This is a genomic window from Psychrosphaera ytuae, from assembly GCF_017638545.1.
Lineage (GTDB): Bacteria > Pseudomonadota > Gammaproteobacteria > Enterobacterales > Alteromonadaceae > Psychrosphaera > Psychrosphaera ytuae.
In genome coordinates, this window is the sequence record NZ_CP072110.1 from 326,511 (window position 1) to 338,798 (window position 12,288).

13 protein-coding genes are annotated in these 12,288 nt (G+C 40.9%); 4 read left to right on the forward strand and 9 right to left on the reverse strand.

Annotated features, from left to right (window positions below; translation table 11 throughout):
• The first annotated feature begins 2 nt into the window (after positions 1–2).
• Positions 3–1,679: a DUF3466 family protein gene (locus tag J1N51_RS01515; protein WP_232842912.1), complete on the forward strand. Its 1,677-nt coding sequence runs from the start codon at positions 3–5 to the stop codon at positions 1,677–1,679.
• A gap of 170 nt (positions 1,680–1,849) precedes the next feature.
• Complete coding sequence (rmf, locus tag J1N51_RS01520; protein ID WP_208832246.1) at positions 1,850–2,023, forward strand: ribosome modulation factor; 174 nt, start codon at positions 1,850–1,852, stop codon at positions 2,021–2,023.
• A gap of 84 nt (positions 2,024–2,107) precedes the next feature.
• Here rmf and fabA read toward each other — a convergent pair whose 3' ends face one another.
• The gene (fabA, locus tag J1N51_RS01525; protein ID WP_208832247.1) at positions 2,108–2,623 is read right to left on the reverse strand and encodes a bifunctional 3-hydroxydecanoyl-ACP dehydratase/trans-2-decenoyl-ACP isomerase; all 516 of its coding nucleotides are present in this window, start codon (positions 2,621–2,623) and stop codon (positions 2,108–2,110) included.
• Positions 2,624–2,744: 121 nt separating this feature from the next.
• Between fabA and J1N51_RS01530 the strand changes: the two genes are divergently transcribed.
• On the forward strand, positions 2,745–2,984 hold the full coding sequence (locus J1N51_RS01530; protein WP_208832248.1) for a hypothetical protein: 240 nt from the start codon (positions 2,745–2,747) through the stop codon (positions 2,982–2,984).
• 13 nt (positions 2,985–2,997) lie between these two features.
• Here J1N51_RS01530 and J1N51_RS01535 read toward each other — a convergent pair whose 3' ends face one another.
• The gene (locus J1N51_RS01535; RefSeq protein ID WP_208832249.1) at positions 2,998–3,660 is read right to left on the reverse strand and encodes a DNA-J related domain-containing protein; all 663 of its coding nucleotides are present in this window, start codon (positions 3,658–3,660) and stop codon (positions 2,998–3,000) included.
• Between the two features lie 15 nt (positions 3,661–3,675).
• Entirely contained in the window at positions 3,676–4,335 is a 660-nt protein-coding gene (queC, locus tag J1N51_RS01540) for a 7-cyano-7-deazaguanine synthase QueC (RefSeq protein WP_208832250.1), read from the reverse strand.
• A 122-nt stretch (positions 4,336–4,457) separates the two neighbouring features.
• On the opposite strand from queC, the gene queE reads away from it, so the two are divergent.
• A complete protein-coding gene (gene queE, locus J1N51_RS01545; protein ID WP_208832251.1) occupies positions 4,458–5,132 on the forward strand; it encodes a 7-carboxy-7-deazaguanine synthase QueE in 675 nt (224 codons plus the stop codon).
• A gap of 128 nt (positions 5,133–5,260) precedes the next feature.
• Here the strand turns inward: queE and trpA are convergent, their stop codons facing one another.
• From trpA to J1N51_RS01575, 6 genes are read right to left on the reverse strand one after another with little or no spacing between them, the layout of a single operon-like run.
• Entirely contained in the window at positions 5,261–6,067 is an 807-nt protein-coding gene (gene trpA / locus J1N51_RS01550) for a tryptophan synthase subunit alpha (protein ID WP_208832252.1), read from the reverse strand.
• Positions 6,067–7,284: a tryptophan synthase subunit beta gene (trpB, locus tag J1N51_RS01555; RefSeq protein WP_208832253.1), complete on the reverse strand. Its 1,218-nt coding sequence runs from the start codon at positions 7,282–7,284 to the stop codon at positions 6,067–6,069. The genes trpA and trpB overlap by 1 nt, the downstream gene beginning before the upstream one ends.
• 8 nt (positions 7,285–7,292) lie before the next feature.
• Positions 7,293–8,837, reverse strand: a complete 1,545-nt coding sequence (gene trpCF, locus J1N51_RS01560) for a bifunctional indole-3-glycerol-phosphate synthase TrpC/phosphoribosylanthranilate isomerase TrpF (protein ID WP_208832254.1) — start codon at positions 8,835–8,837, stop codon at positions 7,293–7,295.
• A 4-nt stretch (positions 8,838–8,841) separates the two neighbouring features.
• Positions 8,842–9,864, reverse strand: a complete 1,023-nt coding sequence (gene trpD, locus J1N51_RS01565) for an anthranilate phosphoribosyltransferase (RefSeq protein WP_208832255.1) — start codon at positions 9,862–9,864, stop codon at positions 8,842–8,844.
• 2 nt (positions 9,865–9,866) lie between these two features.
• On the reverse strand, positions 9,867–10,466 hold the full coding sequence (locus tag J1N51_RS01570; RefSeq protein ID WP_208832256.1) for an aminodeoxychorismate/anthranilate synthase component II: 600 nt from the start codon (positions 10,464–10,466) through the stop codon (positions 9,867–9,869).
• On the reverse strand, positions 10,459–12,078 hold the full coding sequence (locus J1N51_RS01575) for an anthranilate synthase component 1 (RefSeq protein ID WP_208832257.1): 1,620 nt from the start codon (positions 12,076–12,078) through the stop codon (positions 10,459–10,461). Before J1N51_RS01575 ends, J1N51_RS01570 begins: the two co-directional genes overlap by 8 nt.
• Between the last annotated feature and the right edge of the window lie 210 nt (positions 12,079–12,288).

The window sequence follows — 12,288 nt, forward strand, 5'->3', positions numbered from 1 at the left end:
ACGTGAAGTTCGCTAAATCCACAATCGCTCTTTCTTTAATGCTTTCATTTGGTTACGCGAATGCGGCAACCTACGAGATTAAAGAAATTCCTAACGTAAAAGATCATCGTCAGCAATTTTCGACCGCATTAAATAATGTTGGTGAAGTGGTTGGTATCGCTCGTAGCAGTGTTAACTTTCCGTTTTATTTTGAAAATTACATAACTAACGCATCAGCGAGTATTCGCGCAAACTGTGGTATTAGCGATGCAGAAATCTCAGCTGGTCAATTAGATGCCAGTAGTGCGTCTTGTTTGAAAAGCACACTGAGCAATACTAGTGGTAATTTTGTTGATAGTCCTTCATATCAGAAAATAGGGGATGTGGTTTCTTTTAAATATTCTGCCGGCGAAACGACGCAAACAACACTGACAGATGTTTTTGTCGAAGAATTAAATAGCTTGTCTCGCAGTACGGTAGAGCAGTTAAACGACATTAATAACTTGGGTTTTGCCGCAGGTACTGCTTCGGCTCCATATCGCAAGATTAGTTTTCAACAAACTGGCGAAAACGCTAGTGAGAGCCCAATAACTCTATTTGAAAGAGACTTTACCAGTCGAGCAACAGTTATTAACAACGGTAATGTCTTAACCATTGCTCCAAAAGAAGTGACTTTTGGCGGGGTATCTGCTGCGACGTCGATTACTGACAATAACTTCGTTTCTGGTTATCAATCTGTTTCTGTTCGTGAAGTGGCACAAACAACAATAGAAAATGATTGTAAAGGTGAATCATTACCTGAAAACGTCTGCGCGTGGAGTTTGGCTCAAAATCTTTCGTTGTACGATTTACGTCCCGTGGTTTGGTCTATCGATAATGAAGGAAATGTACTAGAAAAATCAGAGTATCCACTCGCGTTCACACCCAAAGAAAATCAAAACGGAAATTATGTCGCATACGCTTCTGCAGTAAATGAAATGGGTGTTGCCGTTGGTTACGGTGACGCTCCTGCGACTGATAATGATAATGTTATTTTAAAATTCCCACTTTTGTTTAAAGACGGAACCACTATTCAAATCTTAGAAGATAACCGTGATTATGACGGTGGTTACGCTACAGATATAAATAATCAGGGGTTAGTCGTAGGTCATTTACAGAAATTCGTTGATCGCCAATATAACGATGAATTTTTTGTGTACGACATAAACACGGGTGAAATTAAAACTCCAACGACATTTTACAAGTCGGCACAAAGCCAGGCGGCTGCCATTAATGATAATGGTTATGTTGTTGGTGTGGCTGAGTACGAATTGACGACATCACAAATTCGTCGGAAGCACGGTTTCTTATACGACTTAAATACGGACCAGGTTTTAGATTTAAATGACTTAACAGAGTGTCAGTCGAAATACGAGATTGTTGAAGTATCGGATATTAATAACAACAACCAAATATCGGCGACGGCGATTAAAACGGTAAACGTAGTTAATGCGCTCGGTGAGCCGGTTCTTGATGATAATGGTAATAATGTAACAACGACTCAACCTGTTGCTGTGTTACTGGAGCCAATTTCGGGCGGTCAAATTGATGACTGTGGTGAACTCGAAGAGCCTTCTTATGAGCGACAAGGCATGTCGACTTCTATCTGGTTATTGGCGACTCTTTCATTCTTTGCTGTTATTAGAAGACGTTTTATATAACGATCAATTCTATATAAAAAGCCCCTGACTATCAGGGGCTTATTTATTTTTACCGTTTTGTTTCAATTTATCTATTGATCATCGTTCTGTAATTTACTATTCATAGTAGTACGGTTTTTCGGCAATTGTCCGACGGCCGTGTTTATTTAAAAAACAGAGAGGATCTGCCTATGAAAAGACAAAAACGTGACCGCTTAGATAGAGCTCATTCACAAGGATACAAAGCAGGTATTTCAGGACGTTCGAAAGACGCATGCCCATATCATTCTCAAGATTCAAAATCACAATGGCTCGGAGGTTACAGAGAGGCCATCGGTGATAAAAGTGAAGGTTTATTTAAATAAAGAACTTTAGGTTCTGTCTCAACATAAAAAAGCTCGCATCATTGCGAGCTTTCAAGTTTTAGGGCTTTTAAAATTTATGCTTAATTAAAAACTAGAAGTATCGGTAAATAAGCCAACTTTTAGATCTTTAGCTTCGTAGATAATTTTGCCATCAACTTCCACGGTGCCATCGGCAAGGCCCATAAATAGTTTACGTTTGATCACTCGCTTCAGGTTAATTCTGTAAGTTACTTTTTTGGCTGTTGGTAAAATTTGGCCGGTAAATTTAACCTCACCCACACCTAAAGCACGTCCTTTACCTGGACCACCTGACCAACCTAAGAAAAAGCCAACAAGTTGCCACATTGCGTCCAAACCTAAACAGCCCGGCATTACCGGATCTTCTTTAAAGTGACAGGCGAAAAACCAAAGATCTGGATTAATGTCTAATTCAGCTACTATTTGACCTTTTCCGTGTTCACCACCATCCTCCGTGATCGAAACGATGCGGTCCATCATTAGCATATTGTCTGAAGGTAAACGGCTGTTACCCGGACCAAAAAGCTCACCATTGCCACATGCAATTAAATCGTTTTTATCGTAACTGTTTTTCTGTATCATTTTGTTAGCGCTTATTTCTTAAAGTAAAATTTTAGAACAGCTAATTTAGCGTACACTTGTACGCTAAACAACTCTGAACAGTGAAGTAGTGTTTAATAAATAATAGCCATTGGATAAGACAATGCCGTTAACAAATGCAGAAAAACAAAAAAGATATCGAGAGCGAAAAGCAAACCAAGGAAAAAAAGAGGTAAGAGGGTATTTGTCCGAACAAGCTCAGGATGTACTAACAGAACTGCGTGAACAAACGGGGTGGGATGATTCTACTATTTTGTCTAACGCACTAAGGCTAACCTATGCAGCCCAAAAATGTGGACAAATTAAACTGCTGAACAACTGGTTAACTAAACACCAAAAATAGATGTTTCAAGCTCTCAAAGGTTTTGCAAGATAACATGGTAGGCGGCAGTCGTTTTTTGAAAATCTGATTTGTTACCGCCTTTATCAGGGTGTTGGCGAAGCGATAGGGATTTGTAGGCGCTTTTTACGGTCTGTTTACTCAACGACTCTAATGGTACGGAAGGATCAAGGTTTAATGTTGTTAACGCCTCTTCAAGATCTAACCCTGGCTTGCTGCTTTTTAAAAACTTTTCCCAAAATGAATCTAATAATGAATTAACGGTTTGTTCATCAGCACATTTAAAATTTTGCCAATCTAAATAATAGGTGGAGAGCTTTTCGTCCGATTCGTGATTTATTTGAATTTCGTTATTACCGCTTTGGGCATTGCTTCTGTGCCACGCTATTTTTAACGCAGAAATAGTGATGTCGGAACCGTCAGCATCGTTTAAATGCGTTTTGATTCTGTAAAGGGCATTAAATAGTACAAAGTGGGTTTGAAAAAGACTTAGAGGTTGGCTCAAGGAGTCCGTTGAAAAAAGATTGTATGGCGAGCTTTGAAGTGCACGTATTAACTCGAATTCTGTATATTCATTTTTGTTTAACAACTCTAACAGAGCACAATCCAAAGCAACTAAGTTCTCATCAAGTGGCTTGTTAAATGGGATAGGGCCCTGTTTAGAATCTTCGGGTTTCACTTTAGTCGCTTAGCATTAAGCTTCGTAAGTAAGCGGGTCAGTTACGTTGTTTTTTTCAAAAGCCTCGAGTCGCTCTTGGCACGCACCACACTTTCCGCAGGCCAATTCACGGCCGTTGTAACACGTCCAGGTTTTACTGTAATCCAATCCCATTTCGATACCATCAGCTAAGATTTCAATCTTATCGTTATTCAAATATGGCACAGCAATATCGATTGCGTCATAGTTGGCAATCGCAGCAACGTCTTGCATTTTTTTAACAAATTCTGGTCGGCAGTCTGGATAGATAGCGTGATCGCCTGAGTGCGCTCCGTAATAGACTTTTGTTGCTTCGAGCGATACCGCATAGCCGATTGCTAAAGATAAAAGGATCATATTTCGATTTGGTACGACCGTCTGCTTCATGTTGTCAGCTTCGTAATGTCCCTCTGGTACATCGATATCGTCAGTTAGCGAAGAACCAGCGATAATAGAGTTGATAGCACTTATATCGACTATTTTGTGTGGGATGTTTAACTCCTCACAAACATTCTTTGCATATTCCACTTCTTTTACATGGCGCTGCCCGTAATTAAAAGTAAGTGCATGGACGGCATAGCCTTGTTTAATTGCTTTGTTCAACACTGTAAACGAGTCCATTCCACCCGAATATATTACGACGACCTTTTCAGACATAAACGATAACCTTGATAACACTCACAGATTTGTGAGTTGTTTGATATAATTTGCGATTCTTTGATTTTAATCGAACTCGTGTTTTATAAAAAGACGAATGTTGCTAATAGTTTAGGTTGGACATGACAAATTACAAAATAAATGAATTTTTTGAAACGATTCAAGGTGAGGGCCAATACACGGGAACCGCTTCAATTTTTATTCGTTTGCAAGGATGTCCGGTTGGCTGCTCTTGGTGTGATACCAAACATACATGGGAAGTAGAAAACGACCTACAGATACCAATCCAACAGGTGTTTGCTAAAACCGTAGAAACACCCCAGTGGGCGAGTTTAAGTGCTAATGAAATTGTCGAGCATATAAAACTACAAGGTTATCGCTCTAAACACGTTGTAATTACTGGCGGTGAGCCGGCAATGTACAATTTAATTGAGATGTGTGATGCGTTACACGCACATGGTTTTAGCACGCAAATCGAAACCAGTGGCACATTTGAAATTAAAGTTCCAGCAAAAACATGGGTTACAGTATCGCCAAAAATAAATATGGCAGGTGGGTACAAGGTACTGGCTAGTTCAATGGCAAGGGCAAATGAAATCAAACATCCGATTGCTCGTCAGTCACATGTCGAAGAACTAGAGGAACTGTTAAATACTGCTCCTGTGTCTGAAGGTACGTTGATTTATTTACAGCCAATCAGCCAAAAAATACCAGCAACCAAGTTAGCTATAGAAACCTGTATGGAAAAGAACTGGCGTTTGAGTATTCAGGTACACAAATACATTGGTATTGCTTGATACAAAGTTCACGCTCCATTAGCACGCTTCAATATCATGCTTCAGTACCACGCTTCAGTACCACGCAGTAATAAAAAAGCCTAATCCCAATGATTAGGCTTTTTGCATTTGGAAAATATGTTTGTGTTTTAGAATTGTGTAGCGGCTTTCATGTCACTAACAAACTTACCTAGGGCGCCAAGCAGTGCTGTCTGATCATCAACATGTGACTCAATGATATTTACGACTGCCGAGCCCGATATGGCACCAGCGGCACCTGCCTCGATTGCAGATTTCACTTGTTCTGGAGAAGAAATACCAAAACCCAATACAGCAGGAGCTGCACGATATTCTTTAAGCTGCTTGACCATTAATTCCGGTGGCATACTGGCTTTTGTTTCTGCGCCTGTTACACCTGCACGACTTAATAAATAGGTATAGCCCCGAGTGTACGAAGCAATTTGACGTAAGGTGTCATCATTTACCGACGGTGGGACAATAAACACTGGTGCTATATTATTGGTTTTAGCGGCCAGCCTAAACGGTTTACTTTCGCGTACAGGAACATCGGCAACAAGCACAGAGTCAACACCAGCTTCAAAACAGGCTTTGTAAAAGCTATCGATGCCTTTGGCGACAACTAAATTACTGTATAACAGGAGACCGATTGGCGTGGACGGATAATTTGACCTAATTTTTACGATTAAATCTAAACAATCTTGTGTGGTAATTGTTTGTTGTAGCGCCCTGATATTGGCTTTTTGGATGGTTGGTCCATCTGCAATCGGGTCAGAAAAAGGCAAACCAAGCTCTAAGGCGTCTGCGCCAGATACTATAAGCTGTTCAATAATTTCATAACTGCGCTCTAAACTAGGATCACCAATGGTGACAAAGGGTATAAACGCACCCTGATTCTTTTCGGCAAGTGATGCAAACATGTCATCGTAGCGGCTCATTATTGTTCTCCTTTTTCGGTCAGTACTGCGTGAACGTGAGCTAAGTCTTTATCGCCACGACCAGATAGATTAACCAACAAAATTTGTTCTTTATCTGGGTTGTCTTTAGCCAGTTTGATTGCATAAGCTAGGGCATGACTGGATTCAACCGCAGGTATAATACCTTCTTTTTTAGCTAATAATTGAAATGCTTCTAATGCATCATCGTCATTGACTGCGACATAGTCAGCACGTCCTGTAGACATCAAATGCGCATGCTGAGGTCCAACGGCTGGATAATCAAGCCCGGCAGAAATTGAATACGATTCTTCAATTTGGCCATCTTTGTCTTGCATAATGTGGGTAAACGCACCGTGTAAAATACCGGTTGAATCTATACCTTCTTTAATTACAGCTAAGGCTGCGCCATGCTCTCCAGTTTTAAGTCCTTTGCCGCCAGGCTCAACACCAATTAAGCCAACACCGTCTTCATTTATAAAGTCATTGAACATACCGATAGCATTAGAACCACCACCAACACAAGCGATGACTTGGTCCGGTAAACGACCTTCTGCTTGTAAAATTTGCTTTTTCGCTTCTTCACCAATCATTTTTTGGAAATCACGTACAATAGTCGGGAAAGGGTGAGGTCCTGCCGCTGTACCAAGGAGGTAGTGACTGTCTTCATACGTCGATGCCCAATCACGCATTGCTTCATTAACTGCGTCTTTTAGAGTGCCAGAACCTGAATTTACAGGAATGACTTCTGCGCCCATGAGCTTCATTCTAAAGACATTTGGCTGTTGTCGGTCAATATCCTTTGCGCCCATATAAATTCGGGCTTCTAATCCCAATAGGGCGCAAGCTAATGCTGTCGCTACACCGTGCTGTCCTGCTCCGGTTTCGGCAATGACTCGCGATTTACCCATACGCTTGGTTAATAATGCTTGGCCAAGTACTTGGTTGGTTTTGTGGGCACCTCCGTGTAAAAGATCTTCACGCTTTAGATATATTTTTGTATTCGTACCCTCTGTGAGGTTTTTACATAAGGTAAGGGGCGTAGGGCGACCCGCATAATCTTTTAATAAACTGTTGAACTCGTCCAAAAAACCTTGGTCGCCTGTAGCGTCGATGTAGGCTTGCTCTAATTGCTCCAAAGCAGGAACGAATAGTTCTGGTACGAACATTCCACCAAACTTACCAAAGTAAGCTGGTAATGTTTTTTTGTTTGAATTCATGTTATTCCTTAAGCCTCGTATCGGCCAATAAAATGAGTTAATACGTTATCAATCTTTTGCGCTGATTTATTTCCCGGTTGTGACTCAACCCCAGAATTTAGGTCAAATCCATTCGCGAGTGCGGCACTTGCCCGCTCAGCATTGTCTAGGTTTATTCCACCAGCAATTAAAAAGCTCGGCATAGACAAATTGTTCGCAAAACTATCGAGCAGATCCCAGTTAAAAGAGCGTCCTGTACCACCGGACTGGCCATTACTTGCGGACGTATCAAAGACGAATCTGTCAATGTTGGTATAACTGTGTGTTAGCGCTAAGAGCTCTGTAAAAGCTTGATTATTTGTTTCACTATAAACATCACTAACACCAATAGCTTTCCAAATTTCAGTGTTGAGATTGGCCGATTGTAGAGTTTGCTTTAGCTCGTCAATATACGTTTGGTCTTCACTACCGTGTAGTTGAACTGCAAAGATTGGAAATTTGGATAGTTTACTGACGACGTCGCTAATATTTAGGTCTCGCGTTACCATGACTAATTTAGTGTTAAGCTGATTATTGCTGAGCTTTAGCGAGGTTTCACTAAGTAAAGTGCCGATGTCGTCATCACTAACAAATCGCTTACTTTCAGCAACAGTAATCAATCCTGCATAGTCTACGTTGCGATCTTGTAACACCACTAAATCGTCGGTGTTAGTTATGCCACAAACCTTGATTTCGCCAACAATAAGCTGGCGGCATGCTTGCTTTAGATTTTGTTTGGCCATTAAAGAGCTGCCAACCAAAAAACCATGCGCTATTTTGGAAAGCTGTTTGACCTGTTGATGGGTGTAAATACCAGACTCACTTATTAATAGGGTCCGGGCTTGTTGTGCTGGTGATGCAATATCCGTAAATAAGTCTACGAGTTTAGGCGTTTGCTCTAAGTTGGTAGTTAAATCCCTTAAATTACGATTGTTTATTCCAATAATATTGGCATTTAACTTAACGGCACGAGTCATTTCTTGCTCATTACTTACTTCGGTAAGAATGTCCATATTGAACTCTTTTGCCACATTTGCCAGCTGTTGGTACGTTTCGTCGTCTAACACAGATAGCATAAGTAAAATGGCATCAGCACCATAAAAACGAGCAAGATACACCTGGTAGGGATCAACAAAAAAGTCTTTACACAATAGCGGTTGATTCAACTTTTCGCGTACGGCAGGTAATCTTTCAAAGTCACCTTGGAAGTATTTTTCATCCGTCAGCACAGAAACACAAGACGCGTAGTGACGGTAGGCTTCACATATTTCATCCAAGTCAAAATTTTCTCTTATAAGACCCTTAGAGGGGCTGGCTTTTTTAATTTCTAAAATAAAGCCCGCACCTTTTTCGTCGTAATCGGTTTTTAAACGATTAAAGAAATTCCGTGAAGAAGTCGTCAGTCCTGGCTCAATTGCGTATTGAGGCATGGCTTGTTTGCGCTCAGCTACTTCAAGGCGCTTGTCTTGGACGATTTTGTTTAAGACATTCGTTTGATTGGCTTGTATGTCTGTTTGTTCAAATTTAATCGTCATAGTATTAACCGCGATTTGCTACTTCAACGAAGGATTGCAAGGTTTGAAGTGCCTTACCTGAATTGAGCGCTTCTTCGACGATCTTAGCTGCAGCCATTAAAGAGTCAGCCTTACCGATCAAATACAATAACGGTGCGGTATTAATTATAACGGCCGCGTTGTGCGCTGGAGCGCCTTCACCAGCTAAGATTTGACGAATGATACTGGCGTTAAGGCGTGGCTCTCCACCCACCAAATCTTTAATGGTGTAACGAACTTGACCAAAATCTTCTGGCTTTACTTCAAATTCGGTTATTTCACCATCTTTTAATTGCACGACTTTAGTGACATCGTGAACCGCAACTTCATCCATGCCGGCACCGTGAACAACCCAAGCTCGCTTTTTACCCAGTATCTTAAGTGACTCAGCCATAGGCCGACAAAGTTCTGGATCGTAAACACCTATGATATTAGTTTCACATTTGGCAGGATTAACTAGCGGTCCAAGTATATTAAAAATGGTACGGGTTCTCAGGGACTGTCTCACTGGCATAGCGTGCTTGATGCCTTTGTGATAGTGCGGAGCCATTAAGAAAGTTAAGTTTGTTTCTTCTAAACACTCTTTGGCACGCTCAGGTGTCATGTCTAACGGTATACCTAATTCGGATAAGACGTCAGCCGATCCTGTACTTGACGAAACTTTGCGGTTGCCATGTTTCGCCATTTTTATGCCTAGGCTCGCAGCAACAATGGCTGAGGTGGTACTTATGTTTATCGTATTTGTACCGTCGCCACCGGTACCACAGTTATCCACTGTTTCGAAGTCCAGTTTTGGAAATGGCAGCGCATTATCTGCTAAGGCTTGTGCCGCACCGGCTATTTCATCTGGCGTTTCACCTCGTACCTTAAGTGCACTTAGTAAAGCAGAAAGAGCGATGTCGTCCATTTCGCCGTTAACAACATCGGTAAATAACTTATAGGTTTGTTGGCGAGTGAGTGACTTGTTTGTCATTGCCAAGTGGATTAAGTCTAATTGTACTGTATTCATGGTTAACGTTCGCTTTCTAATAAATAATTAATACTTTGTTGTAAAAGGGTAGCACCTTCGGTCGTCAGGACAGACTCTGGGTGGAACTGAAACCCTAAAACTTTATCTTTTTCGTTTATCACTGCCATTGGTAAATCGTTTACTTCACCAATTACGGTCAATGATTGAGGTACTTTAGTCGCAACTAAACTATGGTATCGTGCAACTGTAAATGGGTTTGTTAGCCCGGCAAAAATTGGATGCTCTTGCAGGTTTATTCTCGAAGATTTTCCGTGAATGGTCTCTGGTGCCAATCCCACTACGCCACCGTAAAATTCAGTAATAGCCTGGTGGCCCAGACAAACTCCAATAATAGGGATCTCGGATTTGAAGGTCGATAATAATTGACTCATTAATAATACATCTGAAGGTTTGCCTGGCCCCGGTGAGAAAAATAACACTACCGAGTTACCCTCACTTTGAGCTGTTTTTATTTTATCAATAATCGTTTGTTTATTAACTGTATTACGATACACAGTTACACAATGGTTCAGTTTTTCTAGTTCATCGACAATGTTGTATGTAAATGAGTCTTGGTTATCAATAAAAATTACACTAGCCATTGTTCGACTCCGCTCTCAAAACTGCTTTTAGCACAGCTCTTGCTTTATTTGATGTTTCTTCTACTTCAGACTGAGGGTCACTGTCATAGACCACGCCTGCGCCAGCTTGAACAAATGCAGTTTGGTTTTTAACAAACGCACTGCGTATCACGATGCATGTATCCATGTCGCCATTGCCGTTTAAGTAACCAACAGCGCCACCATAGCTGCCTCTGCGCTTTTGTTCAGTATTGCGAATGAGCGTCGCTGCTTTTATTTTTGGTGCGCCAACTAGTGTTCCCATGTTCATACAAGCTTGGTAGGCGTGTAGGGCATCTAAATCTTGTTTAAGAGTGCCAACGACACGCGAAACAAGGTGCATTACATAAGAGTATCTATCAACTTTAAGTAAGTCTTTTACATATCGCGAGCCCGTTTCGCTAATACGGGCGATATCATTACGAGCAAGGTCAACTAGCATAGTATGCTCTGAGACTTCCTTTTGGTCGTTACGCAGGTCTAACTCAATTCGAGAATCCAAATCACGATCAATCGAGCCATCTGCATTGAAACCACGTTTTCTGGTACCTGCAATTGGATACACTTCTACTTGTCTAGAACGAGCGTCATATTTGAGTGCAGACTCTGGCGATGCACCAAACAATTCAAATTCGGGGTGCTTCAGGTAAAACATATAAGGGCTCGGATTATCCTGTTTTAACTCTGAATAGGCGTTTATTGCATTGCTACATTTAAGTGTAAATCCTCGGCTTGGCACTACTTGAAATATGTCACCTTGAACTATGTTGTTTTTGAGACTAGCGACTTGACTCTTAAATACTTCATCACTGACATCAACCGTTGCTAACGAGAAGTCTAATGGTACATCCGAGTTTTGTTCCACACCCACTCGTGTTTGATCTAATTCATCGAGTTGATTCTTTAATGATTCTAAACGTTTGCCAACGGCAAAGCAGTTTTGATAGACATTCTCGTCGCTAAAAACATTGCCAATTACTTCAGATGCTCGATTTTTATGGTCGATCACCAATAAGGTTTCTGCTAAGTAAAAGGCATAATCCGGAGTGGTGTTAAACCCTTCTTGAACGTCGGGCAGTGATTCAAAATTGGCCAACATGTCATAGGCAAATACACCCCCTAAAAACGTTGCATATTTATCACTTGGGCTGTGTTTTATATCTCTAACAACGGTTCTTAGTACTTCAAATGCGTTAACTTGCTTAAGTCTAGTTTGTTCATCGACCTCTTCAGCGTTGAAGTCAAACGTTATGGTTAGCTCTGTTAAATTGTCACTTTCCTTGAGCTCATTTATTGAAACTTCTTTAAGTTTGCTCAATTGTGTTTTTAGGTAGCTAACGACAGATTCACCATTTTTAGTCGTTGCTTTGACAACAACGCTTTTTCCAAAGCACTCAAAGGTCACCGCTGTGTCGATCAACATAATACTTTTGAGCTCGTCTTTACTATCAATCTCGGCGGATTCTAGTAACAAACTATGAGCGTTTGACGAAGTTAGTTGTTGAAACGCTATGGTTGGTTCAGCAACGTATTTGCAGGGTAATGAAATACTTGTTGCTTCTCCGATGTTCGTTGTTATTTGACTGAATAACATATGTTTCTTCTTCACTTAAATTTAGATACAAAAAAACCCGCAAAAAGCGGGTTTGTTCAGAATAGGGCTCTTTTAAGCCAGATACAGATCATCCACCCGCGTTAAATAGGATTCCACCAATGCCAAGAGCGAGTTGAATGTAATAAAGTCATGTATCTGCCTTTCAAAATTATGTGCTTGTAAAAAGTGGTTATATAAAAACGTGTTTTT